We start from the raw sequence: 20617 nt of genomic DNA on the forward strand, positions 1-20617 counted from the left end.
CGGAATACGGCACGGAGCGTCGTCGTTCTCGTGTTCCCGCATGCAGGAATCGCGGGGCATCGCGCCCGGGGCCGGAGCGCCGGCCTACCGGGGTATCGCGGTCGGTGCGGGGGAGGTCATCCCCGCCGGTCGGGGTGGAGGAGGCAGCGCCTGCCCCGGAGCCCACAGAAGGCGACCAGGTGGGCGACGGGTGATCGGTGTGGTGCTGATGCGTACGCGCGCACGACCGGCCGACACTGGCCCCTGCCCCGGCGTGCGCGGCCCACCGCAGGGCGCCGCCACGGCATGTGAGGCATCGTCGGATACCGCTGCCTTCCAGCGGTGGCGGATGCCGACCGCCATCGGCGGGTCAGGGACCCGCCGTGGCGATCGGGGCGGGCTCCATCACCCGTGCATGCGGAGCGCGGTGTCCGGTGGGCGGGCCGGGAGAGCATGGCGCCGCAGGGCAGGCGGGAGTTCGACGACAGGGCTTTGGGGGGCGCGCGCGAGCGCGGCGGGCCGATGAAGGGCGGAGGTGATCCGAGGGGCTTGGTGGCCCCAGTGCGAGATCGCGCGGCGCGCTCGGAAGGGCCGGAATCCGCGCACTACGGTACGGCCGGGTTCCACAATCCCTGATAGCGTGCCTGGCTCACTGGCTGCAGGCCCCGTCACTCCACTCACGCCCTTTCGTCATCGTTTCCGCGATACGGCTTCACGTTTCGGTGCGTTCCGGGGCGTGTACGGCGGATCGGGCGTGGACCCGGTCAAGATCCACCGGACACGCCCCAGGGCCTTCGTAAGCGTGCAGTTGACTCGGGAACGCAGGCCAGGCGGGCCGCGTCGTGGGGAACTGCCGCCGTACCCTCGCATCGGATGGATGGCAGGACTGGAACTCGACCATGACGACACCGGCGGCCCCCACAGTGGGCGGAGCCACTCACCATCTCAACTGATGTTGCTCTGATCGGGGTGCTGCTTTCACGCCAGTTGATCTCGACTCAGTGAGAGTAGCCATCGAGGCACGCTGCGTCAACTGTCGTTGGCTATCAATGCAGTTCACTTAAACATGGGTGCGAAAGTATCGTGTAACTCCGACGATGGAGGTGGGGACTTGACCGACCCTGAGATCCGGCCCGTCAACCGCTTGGCCCACAAGCTCAATCACCTGTTCAGCGAGGTCGTACCTGCCGGCCGTGCCCCGTACGCCACCGAGGAGGTCGCACGCGCGATCACTGCGGCCGGCACGCCGATCTCCGGCAGCTACATCTGGATGCTGCGCAAAGGGCAGCGCGACAACCCGACGGTCCGTCATGTGCAAGGCTTGGCAAAGTTCTTCGGGGTGCCGGTTGCCTACTTCTGCGATGACGAGGTGACCGACGCCGTCGACGCGGAGCTGTCTCTGCTCGTGGCGCTACGGGACACGCAGGTACAGAGGGTCGCCCTGCGGAGCGCCGGTCTGTCGTCGAAGAGCTTGAAATCCATCAGCGAAGTGATCGAGCGCGTTCGTGAGCTCGAGGGACTCTCCGAGGAGTCACCGGAAACGGACCGCTAGCGGCGACACGGTTCCCGGTCGACGGGCGGCCCGCTGTCCTGCCCTTGCCCGGCCCGTCGAGGAGCTCCGGAATCCGGGCAGCGCGATGCGCGAGGGACTGCGCGGCCCACCGTCCGCCCAGGGGTGAACCCGCTCTGTCGTCACTCCGGAGCGCGGCGGGGGCAAACGGGCTGTCGAGCGGACCTCCGATGCCGTCGCGCGTCGGCACGTCGTGACCTGGCGGCGATCCGCCCCAAGGCGAAGGCCGAGGGCGCTGATCAATGCTTCTCAGGAATCCCTCCACCGGGCGAGCCCGTCATCCAGGCGGGACCTCAGATCACCGTAGTCGTTGTCCGGAAAGTTATCGCTCAAGAATTCGATTGCTTGTCCCAGGCCGGATGAGATCTCCTCGAAATTGTAGTAATCGGATGGGATCCCGGCGAAGAGGTACTGCCAGTAATAGGCGCCACGCGTGAGGAGGAGGTTGTTCAGGTAGTCCTGGTAATTGATGTCCAGTCTGATGCTTCCATGGTTCATGTGGTAGTACCAGATTTCGGGTTCATCGGCACCGTCCCTCAGCCTTAGCGCAGCAAAGGTGCCGACTCCGCCCTGAGGCTGGCTGTCGAAGATGCGGAGGGCGGAGTGGAGCGATGACTTTCTCCCCGAGCGCTTGGGGGAGGAGAGGCCTGCCGGGCGGCCCCCGATGATCGCGTTGAGAATGTGTACGAGGTAAAATTCACCGCCGATCGAGCTCTTCTCGCCGACGCCTCGCCAATGCAAGCCGAACCTGCTGAAGCGGTGGAATGATTCCTCGAAATGTGGGTTCAGGGTCACCCCGTGCGTCTCCCGCAGGAAGGCGAGAGCTTCTTCGGGAGTTCCTAGGTAGTCGGCCAGGGGCCCCTTTTCGTGGCCCAGGACGTTGACGTTCTCACAGTCTTTGAGTTCCTCGACCATTCTGATCAGCTTCGCTTCGTGCTCCAGATCCATGGTTCGCCCCGGATTTCGGTCGGGTCAGTCCCAGCGGATGAGGCCCTGCGATTCCATTTCGGTGAACTTGTCTGTGAATTGAGGCCACTTGATCGTCAGTTCTGTGATGTCGGCGTAGGGTCGCCCTGCCTTGATGGCTCTTCCGATGCGCTTGTTTGCGGCGTTTTCCGGCAACCCGAGTCGCCTCATAAAGGCCGTGGCGCCTTCCACGTTTACTCGTAGGCGGTCCTCGGTCGGGGGGTCCTGCTGGTCGGAGAAGTCTCCACTCGCGGGCTTCTCCTTCCACTTTCCCTGAGCTCTTTCGTATCCTCCCCACTCGACGCCGATGGTATCGGGAAATGAGTCGTCCGGGAACTCTCCGGCAGGGCTCGTGTGGAAGGTCAAATCTTTGATTCGATACCAGACCATCTTTTCGTCAGATTTCAGGGCCCGCTTTGCAGGGTTCTCGGTTGCGTCGAGAAAGAGAGGATTGTTCGTGAATCCTCGCGCCGGTACGAGGTTCGAGTCGGTCGCGTGCCCGCCCAGGAAGTCGGGTAGCAGGTGCATCCTCACCCAGGATGTTTTGTTGCTGCCCTTGTTGAGTCCGGCCGTATCAATGTGATCCCACCCCGGCAGGTTTCCTCTGTGTGCACCGGAGGGGGTGCCCTTCAGGCCGTGGTTGATGTAATGGGCGGTAAATTTCACAGCGCGAACATGGTTGACGAACGGAGGGAGAATGGGGGCTGGTAGTGGGGCTTCCGATCCCGGTACGTGGTGGGACAGAGCCTCTGCCAGGCCATCGAGCAGTCGGGTCAGGAGGGAGAGCTGTTGCTGGCGGTCGACGCCAGAAGCTCTGTCCAGAGATGTCTGGGCTTTCTTGACCTCGGTATGTTTTGCGGCTGCATCGCTGTGAGATTGTTCCTGTTTCTCGCGCTTGGCAGGCTCCTCCTCGTCTGCTATGTCCGCGCGCCAGTTGTCAAGGAATTCATGCACGGGCAGAGGGGAGCTGCGAATCATGAGGGCTGCTTGCGGACGGTTACTCGTAAAGGAAAGGAGGTGTCCTTCCCCCATGTCCGTGGTAAACGTCTTTCTCGGGAGGGAGACGGGTTTCTGATCGTTTCCCTTCTCTGTCTTCCTGTGTGTGCTCTTATTCCTCCCTCTGAGCTTCCTCCAGAGCGCCTTGCCCTTCTTCGCGATGAAGTCGACGAGTTTGTCCAAGGCGCGCGTGACCGGTCGTGACACCGACTGGAAGACCGACTTGACCTTGTTGGCCAGGCCGCCGATGCCCAGCAGGGCGGCCAGGAAGCCGATCAGGAGGGGCACGCTGGTGGCGAGGGCGGCTTCGATGAGTTGGGGGACGCCGGCCTGGCCGCCGTTGGCTATGGCGATGACCGCGTCCAGGACCGCGTTGACGAAGTCCGCGATCTGGGCGCCCTGGGTCACGATGAACGTGACGATGTCGATGATTCCCTTGACCGCGCGGACGAACGCCGAGGCGGGGTTGAGCAGGGAGATGATCCAGGTGATGCCCGCGATGAGGACGGTGGGGATCAGGTAGGTCGTCAGTTTGCTGAGGATGGTGGCCTTGAGGTCGCCCGTTTCCGCCTGGATCTCCTTGACCGCGCCGGCCGGGCCCTCGCGGGCGAGGGAGCCGGCCACCGGGACGGACGTCTCGACCGCGCTCATCGCCTCTTCGGGGACGCCCTTGCGGGTGACGCGGGTACGGATGTTGTCCCACGTCAGGCCGAGCATCGAGCCGATGAGCTGGATGATTCCCTTGAGGTCGAACTTGGCCGGGAGGTCCAGGCCCGCCTTCACCGCCGTGCCCAGCAGCCAGGAGACGACGCCGGTCTTCAGGTGGTCGGCGATGTTCGTGATGAAGAGGTTCAGGCCCGCGCCGACCGCTTTCACCAGGTTGCCCAGAAAGCCGATCGGGTCCTTGATGATCTTCATGATCGCGGAGGCGGCCTTGGCGAGGATGCCCAGGAGCAGGTTCTTCAGCTCGTTGATCGTTTTGATGGCGCCGACGATGGCGTCCTTCGCCTTGTCGATCAGCCCCTTGTTGGCTTCCTGGAGCTTCTTGATCTCCTCGTCGATCTTGGTGAGGGCGGCCGTGTACTTCTGGGCCAGGTCCTGGACCAGCTGTTCCGTCTTCTCGTTGACCGTGGCTTCCAGGTCGTCGAATTTTCCCGCGAAGTCCTTTGCCGCCTCCTCACCGAACTGCTTCAGGTCGGCGGGGAGTTTGTCCACCTCCGCCTTCAGTTCCGTGCGGCCCTTGGCAATGCGGGCCTTCGCCTTGCCGAGTTCGGCGCCGATGATGTCCGCGACCTGGGAGATGACCGTCTGCATGCGGGAGACGTAGAGCTTGCGGGACTCCTGATAGAGGTCGTTCGCCGCCTTCGGCAGGCCGGCGAACTTGTCCTTGACCCAGCGGCCCTTGCCCATGAGGCCCGAGTACCGCTTGTCCTTGTACTTCTTCATCCGGCTCTTGTGGTCGGCCGTGAACGCGTCCCGCGCTGACTTCTCGCCCGACGTGAACGCCGAGTCCACCTTCTTGTCCAGGCCGGACAGGGTGTCCTCTACGTCCTTCTTCGTGCCGTCGTAGACCTTCTGGAGTTTCGCCGTGACCTCGGCGCGCTTCTTCTCGTCCTTCGACTTCGTGTCGTTCTTGCCGCCGTCCACCTGTTTCCCGGCGGTGGCGCGGGTGGAGGTGAGGCCCGCCATCGCCTGGGCTCCGGAGGCCGCCGCGCTCTGTTTGGCGGTGGAGAGCTGCTGGTCCTCCGCCGCCCTCCCCTTCGCGGGGGCCTTCGCCGCGTCCGCCTCGGAGGTCTTCTTCGCCGACAGCGCCTCGTCGAACGCCGGCTCGTTGCCCTTGGCCAGCTGGTCCTCGGTGACCTCGGCGTCCGCCATCGCCTTGTCGTTCTCGGCCGGCCCCTCGGAGAAGTCCGTGACGGACGCCGGCTGCTTCTCGGGCACCGCGTCCGTCGCGGAGGGGGCGCCGGGGTTGGCGGGGGCCTGGGCGGGGGTGAGCGGGGTGACTTCCTTGTCCTTGGCGGCCGAGGTGTCGGGCGGGGCCTTCGTCGCCGTGTCGATGGCCTTGGCGGAGGACTCCTTGCCGTCGGTGACCTTGCCGTCGACTTCCGCCTTGATCCGGTCCGCCTTGCCGGACTTGGCGAACTTGTCGGCCTCGTCGAGGTTCTTGGGGGCCTGGGAGTCGATCGCCTGGTTCACCGCGTCGATGAAGGCCTTCTTGTCGAACTCCCCGGGCTTCGCCGCGTTCATCTTCTCGGCGTTCGCCGCCTTGCCCTGGGCCTCCTTGTCGTCCGGCGGGGCCACCGCGGCGTCCTGCGACGCCTTCGACTCACTCGCCGCCGGAGCGTGTGCGGCGAGCCGGGTCTTCTTCGCCGCCACGTCGGCCTTCACGCCGCGGAAGCGGGCCGACTGCGCCGGGGACGGCTTCACCGGCGCGGTGTACCGCTGTGCGACCAGCCGCGACACCGCCCTGTTCCCCGCCATGCGTTGCAGCCGTTGGATGGCGCGGCGGTCGGGGGGTGTGGAGGCCGGTCGGGGCGTCGTGTCCGTTCGTGGTGCGCCGGGGCGCGAGGTCTCGGAAGGCTTCTCCGGAACCGCCTTCATCCGCCCTCCCGCTCCTCCCGCCGCTCCCGCTCCCGCTCCCGCCGGCCAGGAGGCCGCCCGGACGGCCCGGGTGGCCCGGACGGCCCGGATGTGGTGCATGCGTGGTGGCTGCCACCGTGCCGGGGAAGCCGAGGACGTACGCAGCGCGCGCGGACCGCGTACGGGGCAGGGCGGGGCGGCACTCGTGGCGCGGTCGGGTTGCCTTATCGGGCAGCCCTCGATGCGCGGCGGGGCGGCCGACCGTCCGTTCCCGGTGATCGACCCCGTGACGAGAATGGCCCGCGTCACCCGGTCGAGCAGTGCGTTCAGGAGTGCGTCGAGGAGAGGCCCTTATGCCGTCGTACCTGTCCCCCGGCGTCTACGTCGAAGAGGTCGAGTCCGGATCCCGGCCGATCGAAGGGGTGGGCACCTCGGTCGCCGCCTTCGTCGGCTTCGCGCAGAAGGGGCCGTTCGACGAGCCGACGCTGATCACCAACTGGAGCCAGTTCATCGCCACGTTCGGCGACTTCGTCGACGGCACCTACCTCGCGTCCTCCGTCTACGGCTTCTTCGCCAACGGCGGCGGCGTCTGTTGCGTCGTGCGCGTCGACGACGGCACGACAGCGGCTCACGTCGGGGCCGGCGAGGGTTACGAGGGCGACACCGGGGAAGCCGGTGAGGCCGGCGAACTGCCCGTCGGCGCCGAGGTCCCGGTCGGGCCCTACGCCGTACGGCCCCGGCCCGGCGTCAGCGGGGAGATCAGCGTGGAGGTCGCCCCGGTGGAGAGCGACGATCCGCCGGCCGACGTCTTCCGGTTCCTCGTGAAGCGTGACGGCCAGGTCGTGGAGACGTACCCCTCCGTCACCACCAAGCGCAGCAAGGACAACGTCGCCACCCGGGTCAACGCCAAGTCCGAGCTGATCGAGGTACGGGAGTCGGGGCGCGGCGCCGCTCCCGCCCCGCCCGCGCCGCAGACGGTGGCCCTCGCGCCGGCCGCCCCCGCCGCCGGCAGCTCCGGGGCGATGGCCCCCGAGGTGTACGTCGGCGACGCCGACCGCCGTACGGGGCTGGGGGGCCTGGAAGCGGTCGACGAGGTCACGATGATCGCCGTGCCCGATCTGATGAGCGCGTACGAGCGCGGGCTGCTGGATCTGGAGTCGGTGATCGCCGTCCAGCAGGGGCTGATCACCCACTGCGAGCTGATGGGCGACCGGGTGGCCATCCTCGATCCGCCGCCCGGGCTCACCCCGCAGCAGATCCGCGGCTGGCGCACCGGGCAGGCCAACTTCGACTCCAAGTACGCCACGCTCTACTACCCCTGGATCAGCGTCGCCGACCCCGCGTCCGGCCGCGCCACCCTCGTACCACCCAGCGGGCACATCGCCGGGGTCTGGGCGCGCAACGACGACACGCGGGGTGTGCACAAGGCCCCAGCGAACGAGGTCGTCCGGGGAGCCGTCGCGCTGGCGACCCAGCTCACCAAGGGCGAGCACGACCTCCTCAACCCGATCGGGCTGAACTGCATCCGCGCCTTCCCCGGCCGGGGCATCCGGGTGTGGGGCGCGCGGACGCTGGCCTCCGACCCCGCCTGGCGGTATCTGAACGTCCGGCGGCTCTTCAACTACCTGGAGGAGTCGATCCTCGCCGGTACGCAGTGGGTCGTCTTCGAGCCGAACGACGACGCCCTGTGGGCCCGTGTCCGGCGTACCGTCTCGGCGTTCCTCGTCAACGAGTGGCGCAAGGGTTCGCTGTTCGGGCTGACCCCCGAGGAGGCGTTCTACGTGAAGTGCGACCGCGAGACGAACCCGCCGGAGAGCATCGACGCCGGTCAGGTCATCTGCGAGATCGGGGTCGCCCCCGTCAAACCGGCCGAGTTCGTGGTGTTCCGGCTCTCCCAGTTGACCGGCGGCAGCGGTGGTGTCGACGAATGACCGGCCGCCGCCCCCGTTGGTCGCTGACAGCCCGTTCCTGAGTCCGGCGTAAGGAGTCTGCTGTGCCACTTCCCGATCTCGACAGTTCCGTCGGGCATTCCTTCGGCCTCGAATTCGACAGCGTCATCATCAAGCAGATCACCGAGGTCAGCGGTCTGAAGATGGAACAGGACGTCATCGAGCTGAAGCAGAACACCTTCGACGGCAAGTACGCCATCAAGAAGCTGCCCGGCCGCCCCAAGGCGGGCGAGGTCACCGTGACGCGCGGGCTCACCGAGGACAACAGCTTCGAACGGTGGATCAAGGACTCGCGGTTCGGCCGCATGACGAACGCCCGCCGCAACGGCGCCGTCATCGTCTACGACTACGAGGGCTTGCCGATCAAGCGCTACAAGCTCATCAACGCCTGGCCGAAGTCACTGGAGATCGGCACCCTGAAGGCCGGCGACACCTCGGTGCTGACCGAGAAGCTGGCGATCACCTACGAGGCCATGGAACTCGACTGATGCGCCGCTCGGTCCAGTTCCAGAGCCCGGAGCAGGTCGACGCCGGGGCGTCCGGAGCGCGGGGCGGCTCGGCGACGCGTCAACAGGAGGCGTTGCGCACGGAGTTCGGCTTCGAGCTGCCGCGCGGTTACGTCGACGAGTCGGGGACCGTCCACCGTACGGGCGTGATGCGTCTCGCCACCGCGCGCGACGAGCTGGTCCCCCTGCGGGACGACCGGGTCAGGGAGAACTCCGCCTATCTGTCGGTGGTCCTCATCTCGCGGGTCGTGACGCGCATCGGCACGGTCGAGGACATCCACCCCGGTGTCATCGAGGACCTGTTCGCCTCCGACCTGGCCTTCCTCCAGGACTTCTACCGCCGGATCAACGCCGAGGGCCACACCCGCGCCGCCGTCACCTGCCCTTCCTGCGACGAGGAGTTCGCGGTGAATCTCGCCGGTGGCCGCCTGGGGGAATCGTGACGTACGCGGCCGACCTGCTCTACGAGGAGGTCGCGTACCTCGCCCACCACTTCCACTGGCCGCTGGACGACCTGCTGGACCTGGAACATCCGGATCGCCTGAAGTTCGTCGCGCAGGCCGCCCGCCTCAACGGGCAGTAAGGCTATGCCCGACGGCCGGGCGGGACACACCGTGCAGGGGAGGACGAGGAGCTCATGGGGTTGATGTCCTGGCTTCGGGGCGGCCGTTCCGGCGGTACGTCCGCGCCTTCGGCCGCGTCCTCGCCCGCGCCCGGCCTCGGGGCGGCCGATCGCGGTGAACAGGTCGACGTGAACCGGTTGGAGCCGCTCCAGCGGGTGTTGGCCGGGCAGCAACTCACCGTCGCTCCGGCTGAGTTCGAGGCTTCGCTCACCACCCGCCAGGGCACCGCGCTCGGGACCCCTCTCGGGCACCTGGTGAGCCCTGATGCTCCGGCCGGGCTTGTGCGCGGGGTGGGGGTGGCGGAGCCCGCCCCGTCGCCATCGTCGTCGCTGTCGCCGGTCGCTGCTCAGCGGTCCGTGGACTTGCCGATGCGGGGGGCGGTGACCCACTTCGGGCGAGTGGGCGGGGCTGCGGCCGTGCCGGGGGTGGCGGTCGCGCCCGCCTCGGTGCCCGTACCCGCCCCGGTACCCGTACCCGTACCCGTACAGCGGGGGTACGAGGGTGAGGGCGCGGCCCTGACGTCCGCCGCCGAGGGCGCGGAGGAGCTGTCCGTACGGCGTCTGGTGGGGGAGCGGCCCGTCGTGGCGGAGCCCGCGCCTCCGGTTCCGCCGCCCGAGCCGCCGCCCGCATCGGCCCCCGCCCCGGCCGCCGGCGGCGGCGTCGGCGTTCAGCGGGCTGTGATGCCTCCGGCGGGGGAGCGGCCCCGGCGGGCTCCCGGGCTCGGTGCGCCGCTGCCCGGTCTGCCGCCGACCGCCCAGCGGCGGGCTGCCTCCGACCCGGAAGCCTCCGGGGGCCAGGTTCCGCCTTCGGCCCCGGCCGTGCCCGGCCTGTCCGATGACGTTCGGCCGGGGGGAGCGGACCAGCCCACTGCGCCCTTGCTCGGTGACGATCCGCTGGTGGGGGAGGCGGCCCGGGGCCGTTCCGATGGCCGTCCCGATGACCTGGCAGGGGGAGCGCCTGCTTCTGCCGGTGGGTTGAGCGATGCGAGTGGGGTGAGCGGTGTCGATGGGGCGAGCGATTCCGGTGGGGTGGGCGATTCCGGTGGGGTGGGCGATGCGGGTGATGCCGGGAGTACCGGGAGTTTCGTGCAGCGGTCGGTCGGTCCGCCTGCCCTCTCCGGGCCGTCCCCCGCCCTGCCTGCCCTGCCTTCCCCCTCTGCCCCGGCCGACAGCGGACCCGTCGCCCCCCTCCTGGGCGACCGGCCCCTGGTCCCGCGGAACCTCGACGTCCAGCGCGCCGCGGAGCCGGGCTCCGGGCCCGCCGGGGGGCCCACGCCGGGCCCCGGCGGCTCCGGCGGGGGCCCTGCGGGCGTACCTGTCCGGTGGACCGGGGCGGAGGACGGGGGGCCGATGACCGGCCCCGGTGTCTCCCTCGGGCCCGCGCCCCCGTTGTCGGCCCCCGCCGGCCCGCCCTCCGCGTCCGTTCAGCGGCGGGCAGACGGCGGGCCTCCGGTGCCGAGCTCCGTGGCGCGCTCCCTGCCGGGTTCCGGCAGTGTGCGCCGGTTGCCCTCGGCCGGGGCCGTGGCGGTGGCGGCCGGGGTGGCGCAGCGGATGGCCGACGGCAGTGTCGTGTTCGGGGGCGCGCCGGTCTCCGGGACCTCGCGGCCGGTCGTCCAGCGGGACGCCGAGGTCGCCGAGGTCGCCGACGTCGTCGAGGAACCGCCGCCCGAGCCCGACCTCGTAACCGAATCGGAGGATGGCGAGGATGGCGTGGAGCCCGGCTCCGGGCCCGGGACCGGCACCGTAACGGAAGCGGGCGCCCCGAAGGACGGCAGAGGGGCTCCCGCCGTCACGGACGAGCTGGTCCGCGCCCTGTACGCCCCGCTGAGCCGGCTTCTGAAGAACGATCTCCGGCTGGAACGCGAACGCGCCGGTCATCTCATCAACACCCGCCACTGATAGCCGAGTGGCAGCCCGGACCGAGACCGCACGATCGGCTGCTCGACCGAACTGAGAGGTACGTGTCATGGCCACCGCCCAGGACAGCGACCCCGCCGTCAGCGTCTGTTTCGTCGTGACGATCGACGACATCGAGCTCGGGTCGTTCAACACGTGCGAGGGCCTCGGCTGCGAAGTCGTCCTCGAAACGCGGGAGGAGGGCGGCAACAACGGGCATCTGTGGCAGCTGCCGACCCGGCTGAAGTACTCCAACGTGAAGCTGTCCCGGCCGCTCACCCGGGAGACGGAGAAGGTGGCGCGCTGGTTCGCCACGATGACCACCGGGTTCAGCCGGAAGACCGCGCACATCGAGGCGCGGACCGGGGACGGCCAGAAGGTCGCCCAATGGGGGCTGCTGGAGGTCGTGCCCGTGCGGTGGACCGGGCCCTCGTTCACGCCCGAGTCGCCCAAGGTCGCGATGGAGACCATCGAGATCGCCCACCACGGCTACGTGATGGAGGGCTGAGGACGATGAGCGGTGCGGGTCCCATCGCGTTCAGCGCGGCCGGTACGTCGGGGGTGGCCTCGGCGGCGAAGGGCGGCTCGGCGCGGCCCAAGCTGGAGCACGCCTACCTGGAGCTGCGGACCCCGCCGACCGGGGGCGGGCTGACGCCCGGCGGGCCGTGCGGGCGGATCGACTTCCAGTTCAACCCCAAGGAGCTGAGCCTGACCAAGGCGGCCTCCTGGAAGCGGAGTCCGGCGAAGGGGGCGAAGAGTTCGGGCCCGCCGGAGTACCAGGGCTCGCAGCCCAGCAAGCTCACCGTCGAGATGTTCTTCGACGCCAGCGACACCCAGGACACCCGGGTCGTCACCTCGGTGGAGCAGCTCTTCGCCTGCTGCGTGCCGACGGACGAGACCCGGCAGCAGCAGCGGTCGTCCCCGCCATGGGTGGTCTTCCACTGGGGCGGACTGACGGGGTTTCCCGGTTACGTGAGCCAAGTCGCTGCGAGATACACGCTGTTCACGACCTCCGGAGTGCCGATCCGGGCGGTCTGCCAGGTCACCATGGAGGAGATCAGCGGCGAGACGCCCGGCCAGAACCCGACCTCGGGCGCGCTGGCCGCCCGGCGCGTCCACCGCGTCGGCTCGGGCGACTCGCTGCCCTCGCTCGCCCACCGGGAGTACGGCGATCCCGGGGCCTGGCGGGTGATCGCCGAGGCGAACGGGATCGACGACCCGATGCGGCTCGCCCCCGGCACCCAGCTCCTGTTGCCCGCCCTGGACGAGCTGGCCCGGCTCAGGGACAAGGGCAGGGGCAGGGGCAGGGACTCCTCGGAACGGGACGCCGCCAGGGCCGCCCGCGGCAGGGGGCGGGGCTGATGGGGCAGCAGGGGGTTTCCACCGCGCTGACCGTGGAGTTCGACGGTACGCCGCTGCCCGCGAAGTTCGTGAACACGCTGGTCGAGGGCTATGTCGACGACAGCCGTACGCTCCCCGACCTGTTCCTTCTGCGGTTCCGTGACCCCGACCGGGTGCTGCTGGAGCAGGCCGGGCTGAAGATCGGTACCGAGGCCCGGCTGCTGGCCCGCGCGGGCGGCGGCACCGAGCCGAAACCGCTGCTGGAGGGGGTCGTCACCGCGCTGGAGGTGGAGCTCGACGAGTCCGGCACGTTCACCGTCGTCCGGGGGCTCGACGAGTCGCACCGGCTGTTCCGGGGCCGCCGGGTGGCCAGCTACCAGAACATGACCCTCGCGGACATCTGCGGTCAGGTCGCCCAGCGTGCCGGGCTGAAGCCGGGCCCCGTCGACATCGCCGGGCCCGTACTGGAACACATCGCCCAACCCAACATCACCGACTGGGAGTTCGTGCGCGGCCTCGCGGAGGAGGCGGGCGCGCAGGCGTACGTACGGGACGGGCAGCTGCACATCACGAAGCCGGCGGAGGCGGGCGGAGCACCCGACGCCTCGGCGCGCGCCGACCGCGACCCGCTCGTCCTGGAGCTGGGCAGCAATCTGCTGCGCTGCCGGGCCGGGGTGTCGGCCGCCGAGCAGGTCTCCGAGGTGGAGGTGCGCGGCTGGGACGTCCGGGCGAAGCAGCCGCTGGTGGGCCGGGCCCCGGCGGGCTCGTCCCCGACGCTGGAGCTGGGGGTGACGGCGGCGGAGGTGTCGGCCCCGTTCGGCGAGGCCCGGTTCGTGGTGACCGACGCGGCGTACGGGGCGCAGGCCCAGGTCGACCAGGCGGCGAAGGCGCTGGCGGAGCGGATCGCCGGGTCGTTCGCGGAGCTGGAGGCGGTGATCCGGGGCAATCCGGAGGTGCGGGCGGGCAGTGCGGTGGCGCTGAACGCGGTGGGCGCGCCGTTCGAGGGCCGGTACACGGTGACGACCTCGCGCCATGTCTTCGACGCCGTACGCGGGTACGAGACCTGGATCACCGTGTCGGGGCAGCAGGAGCGGTCGGTGTACGGGCTGACGGGCGGCTCCCCGGCGGTGGCGGGTGGTGCGCGGTGCGCGGGGCTGGTCAGCGGGACGGTGACGGACACGCAGGATCCGGAGGGGTCCGGGCGGGTCAAGGTGCGGTTCCCGTGGCTCTCCGACGAGTACGCGAGCGACTGGGCGCGCACGGCGCAGTCCGGCGGTACGGGGGGCGGCGAGGCGTTCATCCCGGAGGTGGGCGACGAGGTGCTGGTCGGCTTCGAGCACGGGCATCTGGACCGGCCGTACGTTCTGGCGGGGCTGTACAACGGGCAGGACCGGCCGGGGGGCGGCGGTGGCGGGGGCGGTGGCGCGTCTGCCGGTGCGCCCGGTGCGGCCGGTGCTCCCGGTGCTCCCGGTGCGCCTGGTGCATCAAGCGGCTCCGGCGCCCCTGGTGCTCCGGGTGCGTCCGGTGCTTCTGGTGGCGCGGGAGGTGCGGGACGTGCGGGAGGCGGGGATGAACTCGTCGACCCCACCACCGGTGCGGTGAACCGCCGGGCCTTCGCGTCGAAGAGCGGAAACCAGCTGGAGCTGCTGGACGCGGCGAACGGCCCGCAGGGCGTCCGGCTCCGTACCGGTGACGGCAAGCTCACCATCGACCTCGACCGCAAGGGCACCGCCATCGTCATCGGCAGCGACGGCAGCGTGACCATCGAGGCCAAGGAGCAGATCTCCATCCGGGCGGCCGACGGCGTCGCCCTGGAAGCGGGGTGCGGCGCGCTCGAACTGAGCGGCGAGAGCGTCACGTTGACCGCGCGGAAAGGGGTGTCCGTGGACGGCGGCACCGGGAAGGTCGGCATCGCGGCGCAGGGCCCGGTGGAGGTGCGGGGCGGCGAGGTGTCGGTCGACGGCAGCCGCCGAACGGAGATCAGGAGCGGCGGCTCGGTGAACGTCAACGCGCCGATGGTCAAACTCAACTGATGACACGTCAGTCCCCGCATGCGGGAGGAGCACACAGCATGTCCGTCGCAACAGCCGCTCCGGCAGCCCGGGTCGGCGACCCCACGGGCCACCCCGGTACGGTCGGGCCGCCCGGAGTCCTGTCCGTGCTCATCGGCGGGAAGCCCGCCGCCACCGTCGGCACCGCCCACCTGTGCTCCTCGCCCGCCGCCCACGCGCCGACCGTCCTCGCGCCGCCCGGCAGCGCGACGGTGTTCATCGGCGGGCAGCCTGCCGCCCGCGTCGGTGACCTGGCGGGCTGCGGCTCCCCCGTGCTCTCCGGCTGCCCGACCGTACTGATCGGCGGGTGAACCGGACCCATGGGACAGCAGTTCATCGGCGCGGGCTGGGCGTTCCCGCCGCGCACGGACGCCACCGGGTCCATCGCCCTGGTGCGCGGCGAACACGAGCTGGAGGAGTCGATCCGGCTGATCCTGGCGACCTCGCCGGGGGAGCGGCCCATGCGGCCGGAGTTCGGCTGCGCGGTCAACGACTACGTGTTCGCCCCGGCGGACGCGGGAACCGCCGGGCAGCTCGCGTACGAGGTGCGGCTCGCGCTGGAGCGCTGGGAGCCCCGGATCGAGGTGACCGAGGTCGTCGTCCGGTTCGACGAGGCGGACAACGGCGTCCTCTACATCGACATCGGCTACACCGTGCGCGGCTCGAACGACCCCCGCAACCTCGTCTTCCCGTTCTACGTGATCCCGCAGCACGCCGAGTCCACCGAGGCACCGGCCGACGAGCCGGAGGCGGGCGCGTGACCCGTTCCCGTACGCACGAAGAGGAGGCGAGGGCGTGACCCTGCCCAGCCCGCATCTGGACGACCGCACCTTCCAGGGCCTGGTCGACGAGGCGAAGCGTCTGGTGCAGCAGCGCTGCCCGGAGTGGACCGACCACAACGTCTCCGACCCCGGGGTGACGCTGATCGAGGCGTTCGCGACCATGGTCGACCAGCTCGTCTACCGGGTGAACCGGGTCCCGGAGAAGAGCTATCTGACCTTCCTCGACCTGATCGGGGTGCAGCTCCACCCGCCGACGGCCGCCCACACCGAGGTGACGTTCCGGCTCTCCGCCCCCCGCCCCGAACCGGTGCTGGTGCGCGCGGGCACGGAGGTCGCCACCGTCCGGACGGAGACGGAGGAGGCGGTCGTCTTCACCACGTCCGAACCGCTCTCCATCGTGCCGTGCGCCTTCGCCCACCTGGCCACCTGGCCCTCGCCCGGGGAGGCCGTCGACCGGACCGAGGAGCTGACGCTCGGCCGGGCCGTGCCCGTCTTCGGTGCGACGCCCGCCCCCGGCGACTGCCTGTACGTCGGCCTGTCGGCCGCCGTGCCCGCAGGCGTACTGGCGCTCCGGCTGGACTGCACGGTGGACGGTGTCGGGGTCGACCCGGCACGGCCGCCGATCCTCTGGGAGGCCTGGGACGGGTCGAGCTGGGCGGCCTGTGAGGTGGAGAAGGACGAGACGGGCGGCTTCAACCGGTCCGGTGAGCTGATCCTCCACCTCCCGCGCACCCATGTCCCGGCGGCCGTCGTCCGCCGCACGGGCGGATGGCTGCGCTGCCGGCTGGTCGAGGCGGAGCCGGGCCGGCCGACGTACATGGCCCCGCCCGTCGTGCGCTCCATCACCGCGTTCACCATCGGCGCGACGGTGGCGGCCGAACACGCCGAGACCGTCACCGACGAGGTGCTGGGCCAGGCGGAGGGTGTTCCCGGGCAGGTGTTCCGGCTGGCCAGACCGCCGGTGGTGCCGGGGGAGTTCGTGGTCGAGGTGACCGACCCGGCCGCGCCCGACGCCGTCGCCGGCTCGGACGTCACCCGCTGGAGCCGGGTCGACGACTTCGCGCACTCCGGCCCCGAGGACCGGCACGTCACGCTCGACCCGAACACGGGGCGCGTCGAGTTCGGTCCCGCCGTACGCGAACGGGACGGCTCCGTACGCCACTACGGCCGCGTCCCGGCCAAGGGCGCCACCGTCCGGGTCCGCTCCTACCGCAGGGGCGGCGGGCTGCGCGGCAACGTCGCCCGCTCCACGCTCCGCGTCCTGCGCAGCGCGATCCCGTACGTCGCCCGGGTCGAGAACCGCCGGCCGGCGCTCGGGGGCGTGGACGGCGAGAGCGTCGACAGCGCCCGGGTGCGCGGGCCCATGACGCTGCGCACCCTGCACCGGGCGGTCGTCCCGCACGACTACGAACTCCTCGCCCGGGAGATCGCCCCGGACGCGGCCCGGGTCCACTGCATCCGGGCCGGTGCGCAGGACGGCGCGGAGGCCGCCGACGCGGGCGGGGTACGGCTGCTCGTCGTCCCCGCCGGGAGAAGCGACGAGCAGGGCCGGATCGAGTTCGACGAGCTGATCCCGCCCGCGAACACGCTCGCCCTGATCGCCGGACACCTGGACGCCCGGCGGCCGATCGGGGCCCGGCTGGTCGTCGAGCCGCCGTTCTACCAGGGCGTCACCGTCGTCGCCCTGGTCCAGGCGGAGCGCGGGGCGCTCGCGGAGAAGGTCCGGATAGGCGCACTGGCCGCGCTGTACGGGTACTTCAACCCGCTCACCGGCGGGCCGGCCGGGGGCGGCTGGCCGTTCGGCAGGCCCGTCCAGTCCGGGGAGGCGTTCGCCGTGCTCCAGCGGGTGCCGGGGGTCGACCTGGTGGAGGACGTCCGGCTGTACCGGGCCGACCCGGTCACCGGCGAACGCACCGACGCCACCGCGAAGATCGCGCTGGACCCGCACGCACTGGTCTTCAGCTACGAGCACCAGCTCCGGGTGCGGGGGGCCTGATCCGATGCGCGACGGAATCCCGGGGCTGCCGACCCCGCACCCCTTGATCGACCGGCTCCCCGCCGTCTACCTGGAACAGGACTTCCTCCAGCGCTTCCTGGCCGCCCTGGACGACGTCCTCGCCCCCGTCCTCCTCTCCATCGACAACCTGCCCGCGCACCTGGACCCGCGCAGCGCCCCCGACGACTTCCTCGACTGGCTGGCCCAGTGGGTGGCCGCCGACCTCCACGAGGGCAGCCCGCCGGAGCTGCGCCGGGCGGCGGTGCGCGGCGCGGTCGCCCGGCACGCCCGACGCGGCACGGTGGGCGGCCTGGCGGAGGCGCTCCGGCTGGAGACCGGTACGGAACCGGAGATCGTCGAGAGTGGCGGCACCGCCTGGTCGACCGGTCCCGGCACCCCGCTGCCGGGCCAGGACCGCCCCTGGGTGACCATCCGGATCCGGGCGGCCGGAGGTGGGGGCGGCGGAGGCGACGGGGGCGGGGGAGGCGGAGGCGGCGGAGGCGGTGACCGGTCCGGGGCCGGCGTGCGGCAGCCGGACCGGGTCCGGCTGGAGGAGTTGATCGGCGCGGAGGTCCCGGCGCACGTCGGATTCACCCTGGAGCTGCTGTGATCTGCGACGAGTGCGGACACCGGAACCCGCCCGGGCGGGAGTTCTGTGTGGCGTGCGAGGCGTTCCTGGGGTGGGAGGAGGGGGAGACCTCGCCCGCGCCCCACGCGCCGAACGCGACTGCTGGGCGGCCTGCTGCTTCCACCGGGCCGCCCGCCCCTGCCGGGCCGCCGGTTTCCGCCGGGCCTGCCGGTTCCGAGCCACCCGCTCCCGCAGGGCCTGCCGGTTCCGGCCCGCCCGTACCCGGCCCGCCCGCGCCGAGGAGGCCGCCCGCGCCTGCCGGGCCGCCCGCGCCGAGGAGGCCATCCGCTTCCGCCGGGCCCGCCGGTTCCGGGCCATCCGCTTCCGCCGGTCCTGCTGGTTCCGGCCCGCCCGGCCCGCCCGTACCCGGCCCGCCCGCGCCGAGGAGGCCGCCCGCGCCAGGGACACGGCCCGCTCCCCCGCCCACCGGACCGCCCGCGTCTCCCTTCGTGACGCCGCCCGCGCCCGCCCCCATGGCGTCGCCCGCGCCCATGCCCGTAACGTCCCCTCCGCCCCCGGTGCCCGCGACGCCCCCCGGACCGCCGACGCCACCGCGGGCAGCGGCGCCCCGGCGTCCGGGCGAAGGGCCGCCCGGTCCGGCTCCCGGGCCCGACGCTTGGCCGGACGGTGGGCCGCTACCCGCCGCCGAGCCGACGACCCGCCCGGAACCCGCCGTCGCACCGGTCGTCTGCCCCCACTGCCGTACGGAGAACGCCCCCGGCCGCACGCTGTGCATCCGCTGCGCTCTGGTCCTGGACCCCGGGCCCGCCCCCGAGGGCCGGCTGCCGTGGTGGCGGCGGATCCTGCGTCGCCGGCCCCGGCAGGCGCGCGTGGCGGGGGCGCGTCCGCGGCGCGGGTGGCGGCGGCCGAGGGTCGGGCTGCCCCTTTTGCTGATCCTGCTGGCGGTGGGGGTGTGGTTCGCGCTGCCGCATCTCTCGGGCCTGTTCGGTCTCGCCAAGGAGGAGACCGGAACCCCGGAGTCCGTGCCGCCCGCCGTCTGCCGGGGTTCCAGCGAAGCGGGCGGGCACCCGGCGGCGGCGGCGGTCGACGGGTTCAACAACCGTTACTGGGCGCCCGAGAAGGCCGGCGAAGGCGTCGGGGAGTACCTGGAGTGCACCTTCGCGCAGCCGGTACGGATGATGAAGATCGTGGTGTTCTCCGGGACGTCGGCGCGCCAGAACGAGTTCCTGACGCAGGGCCGCCCGGCCCGGCTCACGGTCGAGCTGACGTCGAAGGACGGGGAGAAGACCGACCGGACGATCCGGCTGCGCGACCAGGCGGGCCAGCAGACCTTCGACGTACGGGGTTCGGACACGGTCAAGGCCCGGCTCACGGTCGGGTCGGCGTACGGCTCGGGGAAGGACCGGCGTACGGCGGTGGCGGAGATCGAGTTCTTCGGCCGGCGGGAGTGAACGGGCGCGGCCGGAAGGGCGACGGGAGTGAACGCGCCCGGCCGGAAGGCCGGCGGGAGGGAACGGGCGTGACCGGAAGGGCTTCTACGGGTCCAGCCGGTCGGCGCGCATGCGCAGATAGCGGGCCTCTGGTTCGCTGAGCGTGCCGTCGGCGGCCGCGCGGTAGGCGGCACGGGCGGCGGCCGGCTCCCCGGCCCGTTCCAGGAGATGCCCGCGTACGGCGTCGAGGCGGAAGTGCGGCTCCACCGCCCCCGTCAGGGCGTCGACCGCCGCCAGCCCCGCCCGGGGCCCGTCCACCATGGCCACGGCGACCGCCCGGCCCAACGCGGCGGCGGGGTCGGGGGTGCGCCGTACGAGGAGGTCGTAGAGGGCGAGGATCTGCGGCCAGTCGGTGTCCTCCGCGCGCTCCGCCTCGTCGTGGAGGGCGGCGACGGCGGCCTGGAGTTGGTAGTCCCCGGCCGGGCCCTGGGCGAGCGCCTCCTCGGCCAGGGCGGTGCCTTCCGCGATGGCCGTACGGTCCCAGAGTGTCCGGTCCTGTTCGTCGAGGGGGACCAGCTCACCGCCCGGCCCGGTGCGCGCCGGGGTGCGCGCCTCGGTGAGGACCATCAGCGCCAGCAGCCCGGTCACGCGCCCCTCGTGGGGCAGCAGCCGGCGGACGGCGCGGGTCAGCCGGATCGCCTCGCGCGCCAGGTCCGTGCGGGTGAGGTCGGGGCCCGCGGTGGCGGTGTAGCCCTCGTTGAAGATCAGGTAGAGCACCTGGAGCGCGGCGCCGAGCCGCTGGTCGAGGTCCTGGGCGTCCGGCCGCCGGAACCGCGTACCGCGCAGCGCCCGCTTGGCCCGGCTGATCCGCTGCGCCATCGTCGCCTCCGGCACCAGATGGGCGCGGGCGATCTCCGCCGTGGTGAGACCGCCGACCGCGCGGAGGGTGAGCGCGATCTGGGCGGCGGGGGAGAGCGCGGGGTGGCAGCAGAGGAAGAGCAGGGTGAGCGTGTCGTCCTCGGAGGGGGCCCGGCCCGTGCCGGAGGGGCCTTCCCCGGGCGGCGGCGCGACGAACGCGTCCGCCGGGGTGAGGGCCGCCGCCGTCTCCTCCCTCCGTCGACGGGCCTCGTCGCTGCGGAGCCGGTCGGTGAGGCGGCGGGAGGCGACCCGGATCAGCCAGCCGCGCGGGTTGTCGGGGACCCCGTCCCGCGGCCACTGCCCGGCGGCCGCGATCAGGGCCTCCTGGACGGAGTCCTCGGCCGGGTCGAAGTGCCCGTACCGGCGCACGAGCGCGCCGAGGACCTGCGGCGCGTGGTGGCGCAGCAGGTCCTCGATGATGACGTCGGCCGTACCTTCCATCCGTG

The 20617-nt window shown here is 71.5% G+C and carries 17 protein-coding genes; 14 read left to right on the forward strand and 3 right to left on the reverse strand.

Annotated features, from left to right (window positions below; all coding sequences use genetic code 11):
- Window positions 1-1090 precede the first annotated feature (1090 nt).
- Complete coding sequence (locus ACH4KB_RS00140) at window positions 1091-1531, forward strand: XRE family transcriptional regulator (protein WP_398062086.1); 441 nt, start codon at window positions 1091-1093, stop codon at window positions 1529-1531.
- 267 nt (window positions 1532-1798) lie between these two features.
- Here ACH4KB_RS00140 and ACH4KB_RS00145 read toward each other — a convergent pair whose 3' ends face one another.
- Both ACH4KB_RS00145 and ACH4KB_RS00150 read right to left on the reverse strand, forming a co-directional pair.
- On the reverse strand, window positions 1799-2497 hold the full coding sequence (locus ACH4KB_RS00145) for a hypothetical protein (RefSeq protein WP_398062088.1): 699 nt from the start codon (window positions 2495-2497) through the stop codon (window positions 1799-1801).
- Between the two features lie 24 nt (window positions 2498-2521).
- The gene (locus tag ACH4KB_RS00150) at window positions 2522-5992 is read right to left on the reverse strand and encodes a hypothetical protein (protein ID WP_398062090.1); all 3471 of its coding nucleotides are present in this window, start codon (window positions 5990-5992) and stop codon (window positions 2522-2524) included.
- 452 nt (window positions 5993-6444) lie between these two features.
- Between ACH4KB_RS00150 and ACH4KB_RS00155 the strand changes: the two genes are divergently transcribed.
- From ACH4KB_RS00155 to ACH4KB_RS00215, 13 genes are all read left to right on the forward strand, one after another.
- Window positions 6445-8022, forward strand: a complete 1578-nt coding sequence (locus ACH4KB_RS00155; protein WP_398062092.1) for a phage tail sheath family protein — start codon at window positions 6445-6447, stop codon at window positions 8020-8022.
- Window positions 8023-8084: 62 nt separating this feature from the next.
- Complete coding sequence (locus tag ACH4KB_RS00160; RefSeq protein ID WP_018960795.1) at window positions 8085-8528, forward strand: phage tail protein; 444 nt, start codon at window positions 8085-8087, stop codon at window positions 8526-8528.
- Window positions 8528-8989: a hypothetical protein gene (locus ACH4KB_RS00165; RefSeq protein WP_398062094.1), complete on the forward strand. Its 462-nt coding sequence runs from the start codon at window positions 8528-8530 to the stop codon at window positions 8987-8989. The genes ACH4KB_RS00160 and ACH4KB_RS00165 overlap by 1 nt, the downstream gene beginning before the upstream one ends.
- On the forward strand, window positions 8986-9129 hold the full coding sequence (locus ACH4KB_RS00170) for a DUF6760 family protein (protein ID WP_398062096.1): 144 nt from the start codon (window positions 8986-8988) through the stop codon (window positions 9127-9129). The genes ACH4KB_RS00165 and ACH4KB_RS00170 overlap by 4 nt, the downstream gene beginning before the upstream one ends.
- Window positions 9130-10620: 1491 nt before the next feature.
- Window positions 10621-11067 (forward strand): hypothetical protein, encoded by a 447-nt coding sequence (locus ACH4KB_RS00175; RefSeq protein WP_398062098.1) that lies wholly within the window; start codon window positions 10621-10623, stop codon window positions 11065-11067.
- Between the two features lie 67 nt (window positions 11068-11134).
- Window positions 11135-11572: a phage tail protein gene (locus tag ACH4KB_RS00180; RefSeq protein WP_018488496.1), complete on the forward strand. Its 438-nt coding sequence runs from the start codon at window positions 11135-11137 to the stop codon at window positions 11570-11572.
- Window positions 11573-11577: 5 nt separating this feature from the next.
- Window positions 11578-12426: a LysM peptidoglycan-binding domain-containing protein gene (locus tag ACH4KB_RS00185; RefSeq protein WP_398062100.1), complete on the forward strand. Its 849-nt coding sequence runs from the start codon at window positions 11578-11580 to the stop codon at window positions 12424-12426.
- Window positions 12426-14438 carry a VgrG-related protein gene (locus ACH4KB_RS00190; protein ID WP_398062102.1) on the forward strand — a complete coding sequence of 671 codons (2013 nt, stop codon included), beginning with the start codon at window positions 12426-12428 and terminating at the stop codon, window positions 14436-14438. Before ACH4KB_RS00185 ends, ACH4KB_RS00190 begins: the two co-directional genes overlap by 1 nt.
- A gap of 38 nt (window positions 14439-14476) precedes the next feature.
- A complete protein-coding gene (locus ACH4KB_RS00195) occupies window positions 14477-14767 on the forward strand; it encodes a PAAR domain-containing protein (protein WP_398062104.1) in 291 nt (96 codons plus the stop codon).
- 9 nt (window positions 14768-14776) lie between these two features.
- Window positions 14777-15217 (forward strand): GPW/gp25 family protein, encoded by a 441-nt coding sequence (locus ACH4KB_RS00200; protein WP_398062106.1) that lies wholly within the window; start codon window positions 14777-14779, stop codon window positions 15215-15217.
- 34 nt (window positions 15218-15251) lie between these two features.
- On the forward strand, window positions 15252-17234 hold the full coding sequence (locus tag ACH4KB_RS00205; RefSeq protein WP_398062107.1) for a putative baseplate assembly protein: 1983 nt from the start codon (window positions 15252-15254) through the stop codon (window positions 17232-17234).
- A 4-nt stretch (window positions 17235-17238) separates the two neighbouring features.
- Complete coding sequence (locus ACH4KB_RS00210) at window positions 17239-17844, forward strand: phage tail protein (protein ID WP_398062109.1); 606 nt, start codon at window positions 17239-17241, stop codon at window positions 17842-17844.
- Between the two features lie 905 nt (window positions 17845-18749).
- Window positions 18750-19274, forward strand: coding sequence for an NADase-type glycan-binding domain-containing protein (locus ACH4KB_RS00215; RefSeq protein WP_398062111.1), 525 nt, complete (start codon window positions 18750-18752; stop codon window positions 19272-19274).
- A gap of 84 nt (window positions 19275-19358) precedes the next feature.
- On the opposite strand, the gene ACH4KB_RS00220 is transcribed toward ACH4KB_RS00215, so the two are convergent.
- Complete coding sequence (locus ACH4KB_RS00220) at window positions 19359-20612, reverse strand: RNA polymerase sigma factor (RefSeq protein WP_398062113.1); 1254 nt, start codon at window positions 20610-20612, stop codon at window positions 19359-19361.
- Window positions 20613-20617: the final 5 nt, after the last annotated feature.

It is taken from the genome of Streptomyces sp. NPDC017520 (assembly GCF_044329855.1).
GTDB lineage: Bacteria > Actinomycetota > Actinomycetes > Streptomycetales > Streptomycetaceae > Streptomyces.